Annotated in this window: 16 protein-coding genes; 4 read left to right on the forward strand and 12 right to left on the reverse strand. The window is 66.3% G+C overall.

The window, feature by feature from the left end:
* Position 1: 1 nt before the first annotated feature.
* Both AABA86_RS09695 and AABA86_RS09700 read left to right on the forward strand, forming a co-directional pair.
* Positions 2-1,315: a sensor histidine kinase gene (locus tag AABA86_RS09695; protein WP_338306556.1), complete on the forward strand. Its 1,314-nt coding sequence runs from the start codon at positions 2-4 to the stop codon at positions 1,313-1,315.
* Between the two features lie 196 nt (positions 1,316-1,511).
* Positions 1,512-1,781, forward strand: coding sequence for a hypothetical protein (locus AABA86_RS09700; RefSeq protein WP_212250537.1), 270 nt, complete (start codon positions 1,512-1,514; stop codon positions 1,779-1,781).
* 52 nt (positions 1,782-1,833) lie between these two features.
* Here the strand turns inward: AABA86_RS09700 and AABA86_RS09705 are convergent, their stop codons facing one another.
* The 3 genes from AABA86_RS09705 to AABA86_RS09715 all read right to left on the reverse strand — a co-directional run bounded on the left by AABA86_RS09705 (position 1,834) and on the right by AABA86_RS09715 (position 4,260).
* On the reverse strand, positions 1,834-2,190 hold the full coding sequence (locus tag AABA86_RS09705; protein ID WP_212250539.1) for a hypothetical protein: 357 nt from the start codon (positions 2,188-2,190) through the stop codon (positions 1,834-1,836).
* Between the two features lie 338 nt (positions 2,191-2,528).
* Entirely contained in the window at positions 2,529-3,125 is a 597-nt protein-coding gene (locus tag AABA86_RS09710; protein ID WP_212250541.1) for a DUF2147 domain-containing protein, read from the reverse strand.
* A gap of 106 nt (positions 3,126-3,231) precedes the next feature.
* The gene (locus AABA86_RS09715) at positions 3,232-4,260 is read right to left on the reverse strand and encodes an NAD(P)/FAD-dependent oxidoreductase (RefSeq protein WP_338306557.1); all 1,029 of its coding nucleotides are present in this window, start codon (positions 4,258-4,260) and stop codon (positions 3,232-3,234) included.
* Positions 4,261-4,442: 182 nt separating this feature from the next.
* On the opposite strand from AABA86_RS09715, the gene AABA86_RS09720 reads away from it, so the two are divergent.
* Entirely contained in the window at positions 4,443-4,913 is a 471-nt protein-coding gene (locus tag AABA86_RS09720; RefSeq protein WP_095425598.1) for an acyl-CoA thioesterase, read from the forward strand.
* 27 nt (positions 4,914-4,940) lie between these two features.
* Here AABA86_RS09720 and AABA86_RS09725 read toward each other — a convergent pair whose 3' ends face one another.
* Positions 4,941-5,261 carry a 2Fe-2S iron-sulfur cluster-binding protein gene (locus AABA86_RS09725; RefSeq protein ID WP_091958957.1) on the reverse strand — a complete coding sequence of 107 codons (321 nt, stop codon included), beginning with the start codon at positions 5,259-5,261 and terminating at the stop codon, positions 4,941-4,943.
* 164 nt (positions 5,262-5,425) lie between these two features.
* Complete coding sequence (locus AABA86_RS09730) at positions 5,426-5,800, reverse strand: Hpt domain-containing protein (RefSeq protein WP_212250545.1); 375 nt, start codon at positions 5,798-5,800, stop codon at positions 5,426-5,428.
* 398 nt (positions 5,801-6,198) lie between these two features.
* Between AABA86_RS09730 and AABA86_RS09735 the strand changes: the two genes are divergently transcribed.
* Positions 6,199-12,039, forward strand: a complete 5,841-nt coding sequence (locus AABA86_RS09735) for an apolipoprotein A-IV repeat region-like domain-containing protein (RefSeq protein WP_338306558.1) — start codon at positions 6,199-6,201, stop codon at positions 12,037-12,039.
* 72 nt (positions 12,040-12,111) lie between these two features.
* Here the strand turns inward: AABA86_RS09735 and AABA86_RS09740 are convergent, their stop codons facing one another.
* The 7 genes from AABA86_RS09740 to AABA86_RS09770 form a co-directional block, all read right to left on the reverse strand.
* Entirely contained in the window at positions 12,112-12,765 is a 654-nt protein-coding gene (locus tag AABA86_RS09740; RefSeq protein WP_212250755.1) for a response regulator, read from the reverse strand.
* A complete protein-coding gene (locus AABA86_RS09745; RefSeq protein ID WP_212250549.1) occupies positions 12,762-16,307 on the reverse strand; it encodes a hybrid sensor histidine kinase/response regulator in 3,546 nt (1,181 codons plus the stop codon). Before AABA86_RS09745 ends, AABA86_RS09740 begins: the two co-directional genes overlap by 4 nt.
* A 150-nt stretch (positions 16,308-16,457) precedes the next feature.
* Entirely contained in the window at positions 16,458-17,948 is a 1,491-nt protein-coding gene (gene mctP, locus AABA86_RS09750) for a monocarboxylate uptake permease MctP (protein WP_338306559.1), read from the reverse strand.
* Positions 17,938-18,114, reverse strand: coding sequence for a DUF3311 domain-containing protein (locus tag AABA86_RS09755; RefSeq protein WP_028143295.1), 177 nt, complete (start codon positions 18,112-18,114; stop codon positions 17,938-17,940). Before AABA86_RS09755 ends, mctP begins: the two co-directional genes overlap by 11 nt.
* 518 nt (positions 18,115-18,632) lie before the next feature.
* Entirely contained in the window at positions 18,633-19,508 is an 876-nt protein-coding gene (locus AABA86_RS09760) for an MlaD family protein (protein WP_338306560.1), read from the reverse strand.
* Between the two features lie 42 nt (positions 19,509-19,550).
* Positions 19,551-20,333: an ABC transporter ATP-binding protein gene (locus AABA86_RS09765; RefSeq protein WP_212250552.1), complete on the reverse strand. Its 783-nt coding sequence runs from the start codon at positions 20,331-20,333 to the stop codon at positions 19,551-19,553.
* 2 nt (positions 20,334-20,335) lie between these two features.
* Positions 20,336-21,469, reverse strand: coding sequence for an MlaE family ABC transporter permease (locus tag AABA86_RS09770; protein ID WP_212250553.1), 1,134 nt, complete (start codon positions 21,467-21,469; stop codon positions 20,336-20,338).
* Between the last annotated feature and the right edge of the window lie 10 nt (positions 21,470-21,479).

Raw genomic sequence — 21,479 nt, forward strand, 5'->3', positions numbered from 1 at the left:
AATGATCTTCCTGATCATGGTCGCGATCTTCGTCTCGAGGTACCCGCTGGAGGAACGCGAGTTCCGGGCCTGCCGGGTCGTCGCCGCTGTTCTCGATCGCGCTACCGAGATCGATGGGCAAAACCTGACAGTACGCCCGACTTCCGCACTCGCGGAATTGAAGGCCGACAGCCCGAACCTCTGGTACGTCGTGTCCGCAGGCGACATGGTCAGCGAGTACGGCAGCGAACGCCGGCCGGCCCTCCCCTTCGCCTTTCCCTATCACGGGCCTGTCGGCTCATCGGTCTTCAACACACTCGACCAGAAGAGCACCTTCTGCCTCGCCGTCGCGCAAAGGGGCTCATTGCAGCTCGCGATGATGGTCGGCGAGCCTCAGGTCCGCTTCGGACGAATGGCCGGGAACTTCCTCGTCAACAGGATTTTTTCGATCATCCTGGTGGCGCTGGCCTTTGCGGCGACCGTCGCCATCGGTTCAGCGCTTGCTGCACGTTTCGTCTCGCGCGGGATCGAACGGGTGGCGCTTCGCGCGCTCGCGATCGACCCGTCGGCACCGCAAGGTCTGATCTCCCTGTCCGAGGTCCCTCGCGAATTGAAGCCGCTGGTCGAGGCGCTGAACCGCGCCTTCGGCGAGATCGATGCCTATATCAGGATGCAGCGCCGCTTTCTCGGCAATGCCGCCCATCAGCTACGCACGCCGCTGACGCTGCTGCGCGCGAAGGTCGAGGACGTGCCTGAGCCTGCTCTGAAGGCCGAACTGGTGCGTGACATCAGGCGCCTGACGTCGCTGGTGTCCGCCATGCTCGACCTGGCTCGGCTGCAAAATCATGCGATCGAAAAACGGCCGATCGATCTCGCCCAGATCACTCTGGACGTGCTGGCCGATTTCGGCCCCTCGGCACTGGACGCCGGCATCGAGCTCGCGCTGGAACAGGCCGAGAAAGGTCCGCTCCTGGTGCAGGGCGTGGATGCCGCGGTTCGCAGCGCGCTCGCCAATCTCGTCGGCAACGCGCTCATCCACGCCCATGGCGCGCGACGCATCGTCGCCACCGTCCGCCGCGACGGCATCTCGGTTGACGACGACGGCGCGGGCCTGCCCGATGGCGCGGAACACAAACTGCTCGAGCCGTTTCAGACCGGCAACACCGCCGGCGACGGCGCGGGCCTCGGCTTGTCGATCGTCCGCGAGATCATGGCCGCCCACGGCGGCGAGCTGATCATCTCGTCGTCACCCGGCCGCGGCACGAGCATGAGCCTGCGTTTTCCGGTGACCGCCGCGCCGACCATATCTGCGCAGCTGGAGTTGCAGACAAGCTAGCTGCGAGCTGCTTCGATCGATGCCGCGAAACCGTCCGGAAACATTGACGCCGAAAGCTTCGTCATCGTTTCGTCCTGTCGCATCACGCAACCGAATAGATTCGTCCACGGACACACGAATGTTCGCACACGAGCGAACCTCTTTGTGCATCGCCACGACCAAACCTCCGATTGACATCTTCAACGGAGATTTTCCAATGCGTGTTCTCACAATGATTGCCGTCGCCAGTGCCGCGATTGCGAGCTCGACCGGTGCTTTCGCCAGTGAGCTTCCCTCTTATGAAGTGAAGTCGCTGCCGATCTCGGCGATGCAGGTGCAGGTGCTCGGCGGCGCCGGCGTGGAGGAGCAGTCGACCGCGCCGGCGATGACCGTCGCCGGCATGCCCGCCTCGCCCGCGCAGGTTTCGGTGTTGTCGCCGCGCGTGAAGCGGCTTGCGAGCGCCGGCTCGGAAAGCGAAGCGCGCTAAGCCTCCCCTTCGCTTGCGGCGCCTGCATCTGATGCGGGCGCCGTCAGCGTTTTCAGGTCATGCTGCCCGGCATGAAACAGCGTACCCGCGGATGGCCGTCGATATAGTGCTTCCACACCATGGTGCGACCGATCTTGTTCGGCACGGTGATGACGGCACCGTCGGGCACCACGACCCACTCGTTGTCGATGCGGACGCGGAAGCGGCCGCGATCGGACTCCCAATCGACGTCGGCAATGACGTAGCCGTCCGCATCCGTGCAGCATTGCCCGTATTCGCTATGCAGGCTCTCGAACCAGGGCTTTAACGGCGAGTTGGCGTAACGTCCGTCATCGCGCGCCTGCGCCGATGTCGTCACGAGCGCGGCCAGGCCCAGCAAGGGCGCCGCATACAATCCTGCAGGTCGCAATCTTGCAGGTCGTAATCTTGGAAGTCGCAATCTTGGAGGTCGCATATCGTCTCCGCGGGTCGAGATGATCGCCGCGTGGGACAACGCACGCCGCCCGCCTTCCGCAGCTTGTGCGAAAGGCGCGGAGGGCAGCGACTCATTCCCCCAGCAGCTCTGCGGATAGCTATGCAAATCCGGCGCCAGCGTGCATTCCGGGCAACTACTGGAGCGCCCCCGCGGCGCATTGGTCTTTCGGCGGATATGGCCGCCGCCGACTCTCCGTCTTCCCGCCTGCGCGAGGATGACGACGATGTGTGGAGCTACTGCCGATCAGGCGGCCCAGCGCGCGACGGACAGCCTTACTGCTTGGGCGCCGGCGCCATCATCATGCCGCCGCCCTTCTTCGCCGCGGGTGCCGGCGGCTTGGTGGCCGCAGCCTGCGCGGGCAGATATTTTGCGACGATGGCGGGATCGACCTGGGCGATGTTGGTGTCAGGCAGGCGCGTCCAGGCTTCGTCCTTGCCGAGCAGCGCGATGCCGAGATAGCCGCGCAGGGTCAAGGTCTGGCCATCAGGACTGACCTTCATATTAGCCTTCCAGATCTGGCCGTCGCGCGGATTGAGAACGTTGCCGCCTTCGTACTTCAATCCGTCGCGCTTCATGTTGCGGACGAAGGAGATGCCGAGCACCGGCGCGTTCTTGCGATCGTCGGTGCACTTGGCGCAGATCTCGTTCGGATCGTCGCCGGGCCGCGGGAAGGTCTTTGCGATCACGCCTTCGAAGATGCCGTTATGGTCGATGAAGAGGAACCATCCGACCGTCTTGCCGTCCTCGACCTTCTGCCAGAGGCCCGCCGCCGTGGGCTCGGCGATTTGTGCCGCAGACGGCGTCACCGTCGCGAGCGACAATGCGAGCGCGAGGAAGGGGAGCAGCCGAGAGCTGGAAGAAATCCGCATTAGATCACCTTGTTATTCCACGACCGGAATGGCCGCAGACTACGGCGATTTCGCGAACGGTTCCAGCACCAGAAACATGGGGCATCGCCCTCCCGGCCTGCCTTCGTCAGTTGACACCAAGCTTCTTTTGCAGGCTGGAGGACGAGGTCGTGTACTGGAACACGAGCCGCTTCTCCGGATAGACGTAGCGATGGGCTTTTTGCGACATCAGCGCGCCCTCGTGGAAGCCGCACAGGATCAGCTTGATCTTGCCGGGATAGGTGTTGATGTCGCCGATCGCGAAGATGCCGGGAACATTGGTCTCGAATGCGGACGTCTCGACCGGCACCAGATTGTTCTCCAGCGCAATGCCCCAGTTGGCGACCGGGCCGAGTTTCATGGTCAGCCCGAAGAACGGCAGCATGGTGTCGCAGGCGACTTCCGTGACGCTGTTGTCGTTGCCCTTGATGGTAGCGCCGGTGAGCTTGCCCTCGGTGCCTGAGAGAGCGGTGACCTGGCCGAGCCGGAGATCCATCTTGCCGCCGGCGACCAGCGCGCGCATCTGCTCGACGCTGTGGGGCGCGGCGCGAAATTCGTCGCGCCGGTGCAACAGCGTGATGCGCTTCGCGATCGGATGCAGATTGAGCGTCCAGTCGAGCGCGGAGTCGCCGCCGCCGACGACCAGCACGTTCTTGTCGCGGAACGTCTCCATCTTGCGCACGGCGTAATGCACGGAGGTGCCTTCATAGGCTTCGATGCCCGGCACCGGCGGACGCTTGGGCTGGAACGAACCGCCGCCGGCCGCGATCACCAGCACCTTGCATTCGAACACCTTGCCCGCGTCGGTGGTGCAGCGAAACAAGGGATCGCCGATCTTCTCCACGGTCTCCACCATCTCGCCGAGATGGAAGGTCGGATGGAACGGCTTGATCTGCTCCATCAGCGCGTCGGTGAGGCCTTGCCCCGAAACCTGGGGAATGCCGGGAATGTCGTAGATCGGCTTTTCCGGATAGAGCTCGGCGCACTGGCCGCCGACCTTGTCGAGGATGTCGACGAAATGCGTCTTCATGTCGAGAAGGCCAAGCTCGAAGGCGGCGAACAGACCGCACGGGCCGGCGCCAATAATCAGCACATCGGTTTTGATCACGTCGCTCATGTCGTCTCTTTATCGATCGTTGTCGGTTGGACGGCGCCCAGCGGGCAGAGGTGACCCTGCCTGTCTAGCCAACGGGGATGGATCAGGGAAGGCATAAAAGCGGGAGCGCCCCGCAGCCGCGCCCACTTGCCGGGTCAGGATAACTGGGTTGTAACGAGGATGGATATGACGGAGATCAATCGGTGAACGCACCAAGCCGCCTCGACACGACGCCGCGTCTGGAGGACTTCCCCTTCCGCCTCAGCGACAATGTCCGCTTTGGCGATCTCGACCCCAACCAGCACGTTAACAACGCGGTCTACGCCACCTATTTCGAGACCGGCCGCGTCACGCTGATGAAGCTTCCCCAGTACGGTCTGACCCCGCCGGGCCTCGCCTGGATCATGGTGCGGCTCGACATGCATTTCCGCGCCGAACTGCACTGGCCGAATACGATCGAACTCGGCCTCGGTGTGGTGAAGCTTGGACGGACGTCCGTGACCTTCGAGCAGGTCGTGTTCTCGGAGGGAAAATGCATCGCCTCGGCGATTTCAGTCGGCGTCTTGCTCGACGAGGCGACGCGCCGGCCGGCCCCGCTGACCGCGGAGGTGATCGAGAAATTCAGACCCTGGCACAAGCGCGGCATCGAAGTCGCGCCGCCGAGCGCTTCGTAAATCGCAAGAAGGAGCAGGCTTGAAAGATCAGGCCTGGCGTTCCGGCGTCGTCACGACGAGGCCGTCGAGATCGTCGGAGACCTTGATCTGGCAGGACAGGCGCGAATTGGGGCGCACGTCGAAGCCGAAATCGAGCATGTCCTCTTCCATCGGCGTCGGGCTGCCGACCTTCTCGCGCCAGGCTTCGTCGACATAGACATGGCAGGTCGCGCAGGCGCAGGCGCCGCCGCATTCGGCCTCGACGCCGGGAACGCTGTTGCGGATCGCGGCTTCCATCACGGTCGCGCCGTTCTCGATTTCCACCGTGCGGGTTTCGCCCTTGTGGTCGACAAAGTGAATCTTGGCCATGTGTGCTCGTGCTGCCGCGGTGCTGGGAATGAAGGAGGGTCCGGGCTGTCCTATAACGGGTCGATCAGCCCGGCGCCATAGGGTTTTGCTGCGAAGTGAATCCCGCTTTGCGGCAAGAAAATGCGTCAAAACAAGCGACTAGAATCCGGCTCGGCCGCGTGGCCTCAAGGCTTCAGCATCGCCTCGATGGCAGCGCGGGCCTCGGTCACCGCCTCCTTCAGCGCGGCGAGGGCGTGGCGCTGGTTATGCCCGGTCTGGATCGCGGTCTCCAAGCTTGCTGCGGCATCAGCCACCGCAAAGGCGCCGACCCCGCGGGCCGAGCCCTTGAGCTTGTGGGCCAATGCGCCGGCCTCGGCCGGCAGCGCCGCCATCGCCGCGATCAGGCGGACCGCCTGCTCGGCAAACATGGCCAGCACTTCCTGTTCCAGATCCGCATCGCCGAGCGTCATCCGGGAGAGATGGTCGAGGTCGAGCGGGCTGTCGATGGGTGCAAGCGGGGGCGAGGGCATCCAGTCCATCCGTTGCAGTTCAGGCGTCATGGCGCAGGCCCCGGCATCGCGCGACGGTTCCGCCGGTTTGGCGGTGAGTTCGCCTCACCCAAGCATGGAAATGGTTAACGAAATGTTGGGGGCGCTGAACGCAAATCCGCCCGGTTATTGACGAAAAGTTGCCGCAATCGGCCGAGTCCGGTGGAGAATTGCATTTATTGCTAAGGCGTTACGGCCCGATCCTGTTAACGATGATTAAGATTGTCTTAATCGCGGGCATTTCATTCGCGACGCTCTGCCAATAGGATGTTGCGGAAATTGGCGGACAAGCCATCCGGGTGGGGATGGCTCGGGAGATCCGCGCAAGCGGCATGATCCGGTCTGTGGGCTTGCGTAGCGCGCAGGGCTCGCGGGGGGACGCGTACAAGTAACGAGGGCTCGGACTGAACATGGCGAACACTCCGAAAAAGGTCAAAGACCCCACAGAAGTTGCGCTTTCTGCGATCCAGGAAGCCCTGAACATCAGCGACACGGCTGCCGACACCAGCCGCAACGCCGCGATGCGCAACGAAACCGCGCCTTCGGTGGCGCCGCCGCCCCCGATCTTCGACGAGCCGAGCTTCGAGCCGCGCCCCGCCGCCAACGAACGGTCGACCGTGTTCGATCCGGTCGAGGAGCCGCGCGCGTCCCGCCGCGCCGCCAATGACGACCGCGAGACCATCGGCCAGCTGCTCCAGGCCCTTCAGAAGGGCCGCCCTGCCCGCAGCGTCTACACCTTCGCCACCATCTTCGCCGGCGTCTGGCTCGCCGCCTGCGCCGCGCTGACCGTCGGCTTCCTGCCCTCGATCCAGGCCGCCATGGGCCAGAGCGGCGGCGTGCTCGTCATCGCCGGCCTGATCGCGATGTTCTTCGCGCCGATCATGCTGTTCTACTTCCTTGCCAGCCTCGTCTGGCGCGGCCAGGAAATGCGCATGATCGCGCAGGCGATGGCGCAGGTCGCGATCCGCTTCTCCGAGCCCGAGGGCTCGGCCTCCGATTCCATGGTCACCGTCGGCCAGGCCATCCGCCGCGAGGTCGCGGCGATGGGCGACGGCATCGAGCGCGCCATCGCGCGCGCCGGCGAGCTCGAGACACTGGTCGCCAACGAGGTCGCCGCGCTCGAACGCGCCTATTCCGACAACGAAGTGCGCATCCGCGCCCTGCTCCAGGACATCGCCCATCAGCGCGACAATCTGGTCGGCCAGGCCGAGCAGGTCCGCAGCGCCATCTCCGGCGTGCAGATCGATTTGCGCCACGACATCGCGCTGATCTCGGATGCCATCGCCTCGCGCGTCGACGAGGTCGCCAAGTCCATCACCGGCGCTCTCGAAGAGCGCGGCGCCCACATCACCAGCGCGCTGAGCAATGCCGGCGACAACATGATCCTGGCGCTCGGCGAGCGCGGCGGCGACCTGCTCGACCGTCTCGAGGAAGCCAGCAACGAGACCACGCGCGCCGTGCTCGATGCCAGCGAGCGGCTGACCACCAGCCTCAACTTCAAGACCGGCCACGTCCACGACGAGTTCGTCGACCTCGCCGACCGCGTCCACGAGATGCTGAACGAGCGCATCGACCGCATCACCGGCGAGTTCGAGCAGCGCTCCGCCGCGATCGTCGACGGCATCTCCGAGCGCACCGAGCAGGTGCACGACAGCTTGAAGAATTCCTCGGACTCGCTGCTGCTCGAGCTCGAGCTGCGCTCCAACGATCTGTCCGCCAAGATCGACGACGCCGGCAACCGCCTGGCCGGTCAGATCCTGACGAGCGGCGACAAGGCGAGCGAGGCGCTCGACGCCACCGTCAACACCCTCGTCGCCAAGGTCGTCAGCCAGACCGAGACCGCGCACGACTCGCTGTCGCTGCAGATGAGCGCGTTCGACGAGCTGGTCCGGAACCAGGGCACCGAGCTGGTCGAGAAGTTCGCCCGCGACTCCGGCACGCTGGGCGCGCTGATCACGCGCCACATCTCCGAGTTCGATCGCACCGTGAAGACCTTCGGCGGCGAGATCGTCGAGCGCATGGGCCAGCGCACGCAGGACATCCATGACTCGCTGAAGACCTATGTCGACAATTTCGACACCCGCTTCACCGCGAATGGCGGCGAGATCACGGCCGTGCTCGACCAGCGCCTGGTGCAGTTCGAGACCACGATCGGCGAACGCGTCGGCCACCTCGACGCCTCGCTGAACGGCAAGATCGCCAGCCTCGACGGCACGATCGATGGCCACATCAAGACCTTCGACGAGCAGCTCGTCGGCCGCGTCGCCGCGCTCGAACAGTCGTTCGACAGCCGCGCGAAGTCCATGACCGAGACCATCGACGGGCGCATCAACACGCTCGCGACCTCGCTGACGGACGGCGCCGCGCAGGCGATCCAGTCGATCGACTCCCGCCTCACCCACCTCACGACGTCGCTGACCGGCGGCGCATCTCAGGCCATCGAAACCATCGATGCGCGCCTCAACCACCTCACGAGCTCGCTGACCGATGGCGCCTCGCAGACCATCCAGTCGATCGATACGCGGCTGACCCATCTCACCACGACGCTCACCGGCGGTGCGACGCAGGCGCTCGAGTCGATCGACTCCCGCCTCACCTACCTGACCACCGCGGTCACCAACGGCGCCTCGCAGGCCGTGCAGTCGATCGACACGCGCCTGACCCTCCTGACCTCCACCCTGACGGACGGCACCGCCCAGGCGATCGAGGCGGTCGACCGCCGCATCACCGGCGTCACCGAGATCATCGACGGCCGCAGCACGCACCTGACCGACACGGTCACGGCGCGCTTCCAGGAGATCCATCAGGTCATCGAGACCCGGGTCGGCTCGGTCGCCAGCGACATCGACGTGCGCGTGGCGCAGTTCGAGGACCTGCTCGGCTCGCGCGTCGAGGCCGTCGCCGGCCGCATCGAAAGCAGCGGCCGCCAGGCCAGCGAAGACATGATGTCCCGGGCCGAGATGATCTCGACCGCGATCCGCTCGCATGTCGAGGACGCCGAGCGCTCGCTCACCAACCTTGTCGTCAACACCAGCGAGACGATCCAGACCGGCGCCCGCACCGCCCAGCAGTCGCTGATGACGGTCTCCTCCGACGTCAACGCCCAGCTCAAGATGACCTCCGCCGAGGTCGAGCGCGCGCTGACCGCGGTCGGCACCGGTTCGGCGAACTCGATCCTGAGCAGCGCCCGCGAGGCGCAGTCGACGCTGGTCGCAGCCTCGGGCGAAGCCTCCAACCAGATCAAGGGGCTCGCAGCCGACGTCGAGCGTACGCTGTCGGCGGCAGGCTCCGCCACCGCAGCCTCGATCCTGGCCGGCGCCCGCGAGGTGCAGACCACCCTCGTCACGGCGTCCTCGGACGCGGCCAACCACGTCAAGACGCTCACCGCCGACGTGCAGCGTTCGCTGTCGCTGGCCGGCTCCACCACGGCGGAATCGATCACCGCCGGCGCCCGCGATGCGCAGAGCGCGTTGATCGCGGCCTCGAGCGAGACCGCCAACCAGATCAAGGCGCTGTCCTCCGACGTACAGCGCTCGCTCACGATGGCCGGCACCTCGACCGCCGAGATCCTCACCAGCGGCGCGCGCGAGGCGCAGAACACCCTGGTTGCCGGGTCCTCGGATGCGGCGGCCCAGGTCAAGTCGCTCACCGCCGATGTGCAGCGCTCGCTCTCGATGGCCGGCACCTCGACCGCCGAAACCATCACCGCCGGCGCTCGCGAGGCGCAGAACATGCTGGTCACGGCGTCCTCCGAGGCGGCGAGCCAGGTCAAGTCGCTGGCGGCCGAAGTGCACCGTTCGCTCTCGCAGGTCGGCCAGTCGACCGCCGAGACGATCACCACCAGCGCCCGCGACGCCCAGAGCACCCTGCTCTCAGTCTCGGCCGAGCAGACCAGCCAGGTCCGTTCGCTCGCGGCCGAGATGCAGCGCGCGCTGGCGACCGCCGGCGGCGCCACCATCGAGGCGCTCACCAGCGGCGTGCGCGAGGCCCAGGGCTCGCTGATCTCCGCCTCGACCGACGCGGCCAGCCAGATCAAGTCGCTGACCACGGATATCGAGCGCACGCTGACCGCGGTCGGCGCCGACACCGCCTCGACCATCCTCAACAGCGCGCGTGAGGCCCAGACCTCGCTGACCTCGACCTCGGCGGACGCCGCGAGCCAGATCCGCACGATCTCGACCGAGATCGAGCGGACGCTGAGCGCGGCCACCGCGAACGCGACCAACGACATCCAGACCAGCGCGCTCAACGCCCAGAACGCGCTGATCTCAGCCTCCAACGAGGCGAGCTCGCGGGTCAAGTCAAGCTCGTCCGACGTCGAGCGTTCGGTGCTCGCCGCCAGCTCCAGCTTCGGCCAGGCCATGACCGGCAAGACCGACGAGATCGTCACCTACGTGCAGCAGCAGGCCGACCGCCTCTCGAACATGATCGACGCCAAGCGCGGCTCGCTCGTGGACGCGATCGGCTCCAAGACCAGCCAGCTCACGCTCGACATCGACCGCGTCACCTCGGACGCGCTGAAGTCGATCGAGACGCGCGGCCAGGCCTTCTCGCAGACCATGATGGGCAACGGCTCGGAAGTCGCCCGCACCATCAACGCGGCGAGCGAGATCGCCACCAGCGCGGTCGGCAAGTCGCTCAAGGACCTCGAGCAGGCCTCGCGTTCCGCAATCGACCAGTCTCGCCAGGTCTCGATCGCGGCCGTCACCGAGATGCAGGAGACCAGCAAGATCCTGCGAACCGACACGGTGGCGCTGTTCGAGCGTCTGCGCGAAGGCAACATCCTGCTTCAGGAGGTGCTGACCGGTGCGCACGACAACCTCAACTCGCTCGAGCGGGCTCTGGTGACGCGCGTTGCCGACTTCGTCTCGGCGATGAACGACGTCACCTCGCGCAACGGCGCGGCGACGCAGAACCTGGAAGAGCAGCTCAACGTCTTCAACAGCAAGACCACGAAGGCGCTGCAGGATCTCGGCGAGCTGTCGACCCAGTTCGACGCGCACGGCAAGGCCCTGGTCGACGCCGCGCAGGTCGTCGAGCAGAGCAACAAGAACACCACCGCCTCGCTCGCCGAGCGCAAGCAGGCGCTGGAATCGCTCGTCACCACGATCGACCTGCGCACGGCCGATCTCGACCAGCGCCTGTCGCGCTTCACCGGCCTGCTCGATGAATCGCTGGCGGCTGCCGAAGAGCGCGCCCGCGACATCGCCCGCGTCGTCGCCGAGACCGCCGGCGCAGGCTCCGCGGCGATCACCCGCCAGTTCGAGGCGGTGCGCGTCGCATCCGAGGAGGAGCACCGGCAGACCATCGAGGCCATGCACGACATCTATCGCCAGACCACGGACGAGGCGGATACGATGTTCAAGCAGTCGACCGAGAAGTTCACCAACCTCGTCTCCAGCATGAAGCAGATGGCCTTCGAGATGCACAACGAGCTCGAGGCCACCCGCAACGAGCTGCGCCGCGGCGTGCTCGAGATGCCGCAGGAGGCCGCCGAGAGCACTGCGCAGATGCGCAAGGTGATCGTCGACCAGATCGAGGCCCTCGCCGAGCTCAACCGCATCGTGGCCCAGCATGGCCGCGGCCTCGACGTCACCACGACGGGCCGCGCGTCCGTCGCCGTCCAGCGCCAGGAAGAGCCGATCATGGCAGCTGCGGGCGGACGTAGCGCCGAAACCCGCATGCGCGACACCGGCAGCGCTTCCACGCTGCCGCCGCCGGACCTCGGCATGCCGGCCGCGCGCCGCACCGAAGCACCGCCGGTCGCGCCTGCCGGTAACGACCAGGGACGTGACGGCTGGCTTTCGGATCTCCTCAACCGCACCGACGCCAACCAGGGCGCCCCGACCGGCCGTGAGGCTCCGCGTGGCCGCGCCGCACCCGCGCCGCAGCCGCAGGCGCCGCAAGGCGGCGGCAATCCGCTGGAATCGCTGTCGCTCGACATCGGCCGGCTGATGGACCGCAACCTCGCCGCCGAGATGTGGGACCGCTACCAGCGCGGCGAGAACAAGGCCTTCACCAAGCGCCTCTACACGCCCGCCGGCCAGAAGGCCTTCGACGAGGTCGCCCGCAAGTACCGCGCCGACCGCAACTTCAAGGGCACGGTGGACCGCTATGTCGCCGAGTTCGAACGCCTGCTCGACGAAGTCGCCCGCGACGGCCGCGGCCCGCAGGAGCTGCGCAGCCACCTGACTTCGGAGACGGGGCTGGTGTACACGCTGCTCGCGCACGCGGCGGGACGGCTGGGGTAAGCGACAAGGCTCGCCAATCGCACGACGAAAAACGGAGGCCTCACGGCCTCCGTTTTGTTTTGCGGGAAGAGCTCAGGTCGCGTTGGGCTGGCCGAATGACAGCCGCTCGGCGAGGACGGCGGCCTGGGTGCGCGAGCCGACGCCGAGCTTGCGCAGGATGGTCGAGACGTGGCCCTTCACGGTCTGCTCGGCGATGTCGAGCTCGCCCGCGATCTGCTTGTTGAGCTTGCCCTCCACGATCATCGCGAGAATGCGCAGCTGCTGCGCCGACAGCGAGGCCATGCGCGCGGCGAGCTCGATGTCGTCGCTCTGGATCGAGCCGCGGCCGCCGACATTGGGCGGCATCCAGATTTCGCCGGCGAGGATCCTGGTGATCGCCTCGGCCATCTCGGGCAGGCCGAGCGATTTCGGGATGTAGCCGGATGCGCCATAGGCGATGGCGCGGCGGATCGTGGCCGCATCCTGCCGGGCCGAGATGATCGCCACCGGCACCGTCGGGAATTGCGCCGACAGGATGAACAGTGCGGCAAATCCCTGGATGCCCGGCATGGTCAGGTCCCAGAGGATCAGGTCGATCTCGCCCGACTGTGCCGTCAGGACGCCGATCGCCTCGTCTAGGGACTGGCAGGCGACGATGTCGAGATCTGGCAGCACGGTCGACAGCGCACTACGGAGTGCAGCCTGCACCAGCGGGTGGTCGTCGCCGATCAGGATGCGCATCGTCAGAGGGTCTCCGGTTTCGTCCCGAGCTGCCGGCTCAAGGCTTCGCCGCCGAGAAAGCGCCGCAACGCCGCCGGCTTGACCGGCTTCGACAGGATCTCGCAGCCGCGCGCCCTCGCCTCCTGGCGGACCGCCTCTCCGCGATCACCGGTGACGACCAGGGCGCGCACCTCGCGACCCGCCTTCTGCCTGAGATCGTCGAGAAAGTCCAAACCGCTGCGGCCGCCATCGAGATGATAATCGAGCAGCACGACGTCGGGCGGGACGGTCGCGGCCGCTTCCATCGCCCCGGCGGCGTCTGCTGCGACCAGCACGCGATGTCCCCAGCCGCCGAGCAGCGCCGAAAGGCCGTCGAGGATGGCCGCGTCATTGTCCAGGCACAGGATCGTCAGAGGCCGCTCCGCCGCCACCGGCGCGGCAATTGCCGGACTGCGTTGAAGCGGCGTGCCCGCTCCGCGCGCAAGCGGCACCGTGACGGCAAAGCAGGAACCATGCCCCGGACGCGAACGGACATCGACCGCATGGCCCAGCAGCCGCGACACGCGATCGACAATGGCAAGCCCCAGCCCCAATCCCTTCTCCGATCCGGGCGCGAGGCGCTGGAACTCCTCGAAGATGCGCTTCTGGTCCTCCGCCGCGATCCCGACGCCGGTATCCCAGATCTCGATGCGCAGCGCGCCGCCGCGCCTGCGGCAGCCGAGCAGGATGCGCCCCCTCGGCGTGTAGCGAAGCGCATTGGACAGCAGGTTTTGCAAGATCCGGCGCAACAGATGCGGATCACTGCGCACGGCGAGGCCGCAATCGACGACGCGAAGGACGAGCCCGCGTTCACGTGCCATCGCCGAGAACTCGACGTTCAACTGCACGAAGAGATCGGCGATCGGGAAGTCGAAGACCTCGGCGCGAACGGCACCGGCATCGTAGGAGGAGATGTCGAGCAGCCTGTCGAGCACATGCTCGGTGGAGCGCAGCGCCGTGACCGCGCTGCTCGCCAGGGCGCGCTCCTTGTCGGCGTCAGCCGTGCGCAACGAAACACTCAGGCTCTCGTCGAGCGCGGACAGGAACAGACGGGCCGCGTTCAGCGGCTGCAGCAGATCGTGGCTGGCCGCGGCCAGGAAACGGGTCTTGCCGAGATTGGCCTGCTCGGCCTCTGCCTTGGCCTGTTCGAGCGCCTCGGTCCGCTCGCGGACGCGCAGCTCGAGCCCCTCATTGGCGCGTCGCAGGGCTTCGGCGGCCCGGTGGCGCTCGGTCACGTCGGTATAGGTCGAGACATAGCCGCCCTCGGCGGTGCGGTCATAGACGATTTCGAGCACCGTGCCGTCCGGACGCTTGCGCTCGTAGAGATAGGGCCAGATCTGCCTGGCGACATCACGATTGACCAGGAGCGCTGCGAATTCGGAGGCGGCATATTCGCCGCGCTCGACGTTGAAGGCGATCAGCTCCGCCAGCGGAAGCCCCACGCGCACGAAATCCGGCGGCAGGTCCAAGAGCGCGATGAAACGGCCGTTCCAGGCCGTGATGTTGAAATCGGCGTCGAACGCGCAAATGCCCTGCGGCACGCTCTCGAGCGTGCTCTGCAAGAGGCTGCGGTTGAAACGCAGCGCCTCCGAGGCTTCGTCGAGCATCGCCATCGCCTCCCGCCGCGACAGCGAGTGCCCTTCGAGCGACGCCGCGATCACCACCCGCGCCGATGCCGCACCGATCGCGCCGGCAAGCAGGTTTTCGGTGAACCGGATCGAGTCGAGATCAACCAGCCCCGACGGATCAAGGCGCGGCCCGGTGCCGGAGACACGAGCGGCAAGATAGCTGTCAAAGGATGCCGCACCGCGCTCGGCGCCGACAAAACGCAGCGCCAGCGCCCGGAGATCGTCGAGACGGACCAGCACGCGCGAGGACAGCTTTGGGATCGTTTCGCGAACGACACCGTCGGCGAACGCGGCAGCCTGGTTGCGCTCGACGGTCGATTGCCGTCCGAGTGCCGAAAACACCAGGAAGAAGACGAGATTGGCACCGAGACTCCAGAGCGTGGCGTGCGAGATCGGATCGATACCTTCGAGACCGAACAGCGCGTTCGGCTTGAGCCAGCCGAGTTGCCAGGGGCCGTTGCGAACGATCTCCGCGATCCCAGGCCAGAGCGGCGCGGCCGAGGGCAGCAGCAGCGTATAGGCCCAGATGCAGAAACCCGCCGCGATCCCGAGCGAGGCGCCGGCCTTGTTGGCCCGCGGCCAGAACAGCCCTCCGACGAATGCCGGGCCGAATTGCGCGACCGCGACGAACGACAGCAGACCGATCACGGTGAGCGGATAGGACTGGTTGACCAGACGATGCATCAGATAGGCGAGCAGCAGGATACCGAGGATCGAGAACCGGCGCGCCGCGACCAGAACCGAGGTCATCGGCCGGCTCTGCGCGCGCAGGCCGAAGACGCGCGAGCGCAGCAGCAGCGGCATGATGACGTCGTTGCAGAGCATGGTGCTGAGCGCGACGGACGTCATGATCACCATGCCGGTTGCGGCCGACAGACCGCCGAGGAAGGCGATCAGGCTGACGGTGCTCGCATCCGCCGCGATCGGCAGCGAGATGACGTAGGTGTCGGGGTCCATCATTGCGCCGAACCGGGTCAGCCCGGTCGCAGCGATCGGCAGGATCAGCAGGCTGAACAGCGCAAGATAGGCTGGATAAAGCCACGCTGCGGTGCGCGTGTGGCTCGGGCTCTCGTTCTCGACGACGGCGACATGGAACGCCTGCGGCAGGCACAGAAAGGCGATGGCGGAGATGATGATCGTCGCTGGCCACACCGGCTGCGTCGGATCGAAGCTCAGAATCCCCGCCAGTTGCGGCTCGGATTGAAATTGCGCCAGCAGTGCGGCCGGCCCGCCCGATAGTCCGAACAGCACGAACAGCGCGACGATCAGGAAGGCGAGCAGCTTGACGACGCTCTCGAAGGCGATCGCGAGCATCAGGCCGCGATGATGCTCGCTGGCATGGACGTGCCGGACGCCGAACACGATCGCAAACAACGCCATCGACGCCGCCACGCCGAACGCCGAATCCTGCCAGAACCGCAAGGCCTCGCCGCCTGCGCGCTCAGGCTGGAGGATCAGATAGTCGAAGCTCTTGCCGACGGCCTTGAGCTGGAGCGCGATATAGGGAAGCACGCCAAGCAGCGATGCGAGGGTCACGAAGGCCGCGAGCACCTGGCTCTTGCCGTAACGCGCGGCGATGAAGTCCGAGATCGAGGTGACGTTCTGCGCCTTGGCGATCGCGATCACCTTGGACAGGAGCCTCTGGCCGAACAGCAGCACCAGCGTCGGGCCGATATAGATCGTGGCGAAGTCCAGCCCGCTGGTGGCGGCACGCCCGACCGATCCGTAAAAGCTCCACGAGGTGTTATAGACCGCAAGCGTCAGACAATAGCTGATCGCGGCCGTCCAGGAGTTTGGCGAGACCAGCGGCCCACCGGCGCTCCGCCGGTCGCCCCACCAGGCCACCAGGAACAGCGTGGTCACATAGCCGGCTGCGACCGCAAGAACGAACCACGCCTGCAAGACATCCTCACCCGAGACCGTCCGATCCGCCCGCGACGAGCGGGGTCGGAGCAAGGGCGGATACTAAAACGTTTTCAATCGCATGAAAGACTATTGATTCCGAACGAGAGCGGCGGCCGGAGGATCGCCGGCCGCCGCTCGCAGGCCACCTCAGGCCGCCTCGCGGGAGAGCCGCTCCTGCGGCGTGCGCTTGAGCACCAAATTGACCGCGACGGCCACCACGATGTTGAGCGCGAGCGCCAGCAGACCGGTGTAGATCGCGACCGGGCCAGCACCGATGTCAATGCTGTGCAGCGGCTTCAAGCCGTCCGACCAGGCGAGCCAGGATCCGCCTGCAAGGCCGAAGGCCCAGCCGGCCAGCAGCGCCGTGCTCGAGAACCAGTTCAGATAGAGACCGAACACCAGCGCCGGCAGCGTCTGCAGGATCCAGAGGCCTCCGAGCAGCTGCAGGTCGAGCGCGAACTGCGTCGGCATCAGGAGGATGGCGAGCAGCGCGCCGACCTTCACCAGCATGGAGGTGATCTTGGCGACCTTCGCCTCACCTGCCGGCGTCACCTTCGGATCGACCCACACTTTCCAGAAGTTGCGGGTGAACAGATTGGCCGCGCCAATGCTCATGACTGCGGCCGGCACCAGTGCGCCGATCGCAATCGCGGCGAAGGCAAAGCCCGCGAACCAGCTCGGGAACAGCATCTTGAACAGCTCGGGCACGACGTCGTTGTTGCTGGCGAGCTTGAGGCCCGCAGCATGGCCCATGTAGCCCAGCAGCGCGAGCAGGCCGAGCAGCAGCGTGTAGGCCGGCAACAGCATCGCATTCTTGCGGATGGTGTTGCCGCCGGACGAGGCGAAGATGCCGGTCAGCGTGTGCGGGTACATGAAGGCGGCGAGCGCCGAGCCCAGCGCCAGCGAGGCATAGGGCACGATCTGCGCCGGCGACAGCAGGATGCCGCCCGAACCCTTCTTGGCAAAGGCCGCATCCGCCGCGGTGAAGATCGCACCGTAGCCGCCGAGCTTGGACGGCACGATCGCGATCGCGGCGATGACCACGATGTAGATCATGATATCCTTGACGAAGGCGATCAGCGCCGGTGCGCGCAGGCCCGACGAATAGGTGTAGAGCGCCAGCACCAGGAAGGCGAGAACGAGCGGCACCTCGCCGTGCAGGCCCAGCGCCTTGATCGCGACCTCCATGCCGATGAGCTGGAGCGCGATGTAGGGCATCGTCGCCAGCACGCCGGTGGCGGCAACGGCAAGCTCGAGCCCGCGCGATCCGTAGGCGCCGCGCACCACGTCGCCGGCGGTGACGTAGCCGCGCTCCTTGGCGACCTTCCACAACACCGGCATCACCGCGAACACGAAGGGATAGACGATGATGGTGTAGGGAAGCGCGAAGAAGCCGTAGGCGCCGACCGCGTAGACCAGCGCGGGAACGGCGATCACGGTGTAGGCGGTGTAGAAGTCGCCGCCGACCAGGAACCAGGTGATCCAGGTCCCGAACTTGCGGCCGCCGAGGCCCCACTCGTCGAGATGGGCGAGCGTCTCCGGCTTGCGCCATCGCGAGGCGACGAAGCCCATGCCGGTGACGAGGACGAACAGAGCGAGGAATACGGCGAATGCCGCGCTATCCACATTAGTCAGCACGGCGCGCGCTCCTGTAAACGATGTAGGTGAGGAGTGAGGTCAGCGGCACCCAGGCGAGCTGATACCAGTAGAAGAAAGGAAAGCCGAACAGATGCGGCTCCCCGATATTGTAGAACGGCACGATCATCAGGCCGATGAACGGCAACAACAGCAACAGGCGTACCACGCGCTCTCCTCCCCTGTGAGTGAAGTCGACGCGCTTTTTCGTGAGCGCGACTTGAGCGCGATATAGCGGACAATGACGGCCAGCCCCTCCCCCTACCTTGGCTCGGCCAGACCCCCATACTTTCGTATCGGCCCTGTCATTGCGAAGAGAGGTCTAACCCGTCACCCTGAGTGAGGTGCGCACTCAGCGGCGCAACCGCGCCGTTGAGTCAGCCTCAAAGGGCGACAGCCCGGCTGCTTCCGGACCGTGCATCCTTAGAGGCTTCCCGCGCGCCGCGTTGCGTCGCACGGCTCGCCCCCCCAGCGACGACGGCTTCGCCGTCGCGCGGGGATGACGGATTGGGAGCGGGCCCAGACGCCCTCTCGTGCCCCGGACGCGGCGCAGCGCCCCTTCGCGGTGCGCTGCAGAGCCGGGGCCCATGTCGCGACATTGTACCGTGTTGCCTCCTGGGTCCCGGCTCTGCGCCGCAACGCTCGCGCGTTGCAGCTTGTCCGGGACACGGCCGTGAGCGGCGATACCTACTGGCGCCTGCGCTCCGGCGCGGCCGGCCTCGGCGGCTCGGGCGGCGGAGGCGGTGGGGCGCTGCTGTTGCTGGCGCCGAACAGCACGCGTGTGGGGTTGCGGTCGAAATTGTTCACGGCGCGGCTGATGTCGCCGAGGGTGCGGCGGCCGTCGCTCATCAACGCGCCGGAGCGCTTGTCGAAATCGTCGGCGAGTTCGCGGATCGACTTCACCGCCTGGAACAGCTCGCCGCCGTCCTTGCCGCCGGCGAGCGTGTTGAGGCCGAGCATGAGGTTGTCGGCCTTGAGCATGACGCCATCGACCTTGGCCATGACGCCGTCGATCTTCTCGGAATTGCGCGCGAGCGAGTTGGTGAAGGTCTCCAAATTCTTCAGCGAGTTCTTCACCGATTCCTGATTGTCGGCGACGATCTTGTTGATGTTCTGCAGCGTGCCGCGGATCGCTTCGGTGACGTCCTGCAGCTTGTTGGGGTCGGCCGTCAAAGTCGGGATGCCGTCCTGGTCGAGCGGCGGCGGGGCCGCGGCCTCGTCACCGCCCTTGAGCGAGATGGCGGCGACGCCGGTGAGACCCTGGAATTCGAGGCCGACCAGGGTGTCCTTGCGGATCGGGGCGTTGTTCTCGATCATGGCGAGTGCGACAACCCGCCGCGGGTTGTCGAGCTTCACCGAGACCACCTCGCCCACCCGGATACCGTTGAAATTGACGCTGCCGCCGTTGCGCAGGCCCGCCGCCGGGCCCTCGAACACGACGCGCAGCGGGCTGCGCTGCTTGGTCGTGTGCAGCGACTGGAACCAGAGCACGAAGCCGATCGCCGCGGCGATCACCGCAAGCGTGAACGACCCGATCAAGACGTAGTTTGCCCGCGTTTCCATCAGGTGCTCCGGCTACTCATCACAGCTACTCAACCCAGCCACTCAACCCATGACCGCGCGGGCGCGCTTGCCATGGAAATATTGCCTCAGCCAGGGATGCTGCGAGGCCTGCATGTCGGCGATCGACCCTGCCGCTATGATCTTACCGTTCCCTAAAACGGCGATGCGGTCACACGCTGTGTAAAGGCTGTCGAGGTCGTGGGTTACCATGAAAACGGTCAGCCCCAAAGTGCGCTGGAGCGTCCTGACCAGCTCGTCGAAATCGCCGGCGCCGATCGGATCGAGGCCCGAGGTCGGCTCGTCCAGGAAGACGAGGTCCGGATCGAGCGACAGCGCGCGCGCCAGCGCCACGCGCTTGATCATGCCGCCGGACAGCTCGGACGGGAAGCGCTCGGCAACCTCGGGCTTGAGGCCGACCATGGTGAGCTTGGCCATGGTGATCTCGTCCATCAGCCGCTGCGAGACGCGCAGATATTCGCGCATCGGAAATTGGATGTTCTGCCGCACGGTCAGTGAGGAGAACAGCGCGCCCTGCTGGAACAACACGCCCCAGCGCCGCTCCACGTTGCGGCGCTGCGACGTGTTGGAGGAATCGAGGTCGACGCCGAACACCTCGATGGAGCCTGCGACCTTCGGCACGAGGCCGATGATGGTGCGCGTCAGCACCGACTTGCCCGCGCCGGAAGGACCGACAAAGCCCAAGATCTCGCCGCGCTTGACGTCGAGGTTGAGGCCGTCGAGCACGCGCGTGGCGCCGAACTGCACGGTGATGTCGCGAACGCGGATGATGGGATTTTGGATACCGTTCTGAGCTTCCTGCACCATCGTCACATCCCGATCGCGGCGAAGAAGATGGCGAACACGCCGTCCATCACGATGACGAAGAAGATGCCTTTCACGACGGACGACGTCGTGTGCTGCCCGAGCGATTCCGCGCTGCCCTGCACGGCGAGGCCCTCGACGCAGGCGACAATGCCGATCACGGCCGCCATGACCGGCGCCTTGACGATGCCGACGATGAAATGGTCGATCGAGATGGCGTCGCGCAAGCGCAGCAGGAAGGCCTCGGGCTCGACCCCGCCATAAAGCCAGGCGACGAGCCCGCCGCCATAGAGCGCGGCCATCGCGCCGAGGAAGGCCAGGATCGGCAACGCCAGCACCAGCGCCATCATGCGCGGCAGCACCAGCACCTCGATCGGATCGAAGCCCATGGTGCGCAGCGCGTCGATTTCTTCCCGCATCTTCATCGAGCCGAGCTCGGCGGTATAGGCGCTGCCCGAGCGGCCCGCGACCATGATCGCGACCAGGAGCACGCCGATCTCGCGCAGCACCAGGACGCCCAGCATGTCGACGACGAAGATGTCGGCGCCGAACCGGCGGAAATGGAAGATGCCCTGTTGGGCGATGATGCAGCCGATCAGGAAGGTGATCAGCACGATGATCGGCACCGCGCGCCAGCAGACCTGCTCCATGTGATGCACGGTCGAGGTCAGGCGCAACGAGCGCGGATGGATCAGGACGCGAAATCCTGCCGCGAGCACGGCGCCGAGCATGTCGACGAGACCCGCGACCGTGCCGCCGACGCCGGCCACGGCCCGGCCGATCTGCTCCAGCATGCCGGTGATGGTCACCGTGCCGCTATCGACCACGGCCGTCGCCCTGACCCGCCGCACCTCGTCCACGAGGCTGGAATAATTGGCCGAGAGACCCGCGATCTGCGCCTCGACGGCGCCCTGGGTCAGGCTGCGGCGCAGCCGCTCGATCAGCCAGGCGCCAAAGGTGTCGAGCTTGGCGACCTCGGAGACGTCGATGAAGATGCTTTGCGGACCGCCGGCGAGCTTCTCGGCGTCGGCCACCATCCGCTCCAGGACCGGCGCGAAGCTCGCGGTCCAGGTCCCGGTGGCGCAGAGTGCCAGCGCGTTGCCCTTGGCAATCCGTTCCAGCTTCGGATCGCTGTTCAAGATGTCCGCT

The sequence above is a fragment of the Bradyrhizobium sp. TM233 genome, assembly GCF_036247965.1.
GTDB lineage: Bacteria > Pseudomonadota > Alphaproteobacteria > Rhizobiales > Xanthobacteraceae > Bradyrhizobium > Bradyrhizobium ottawaense.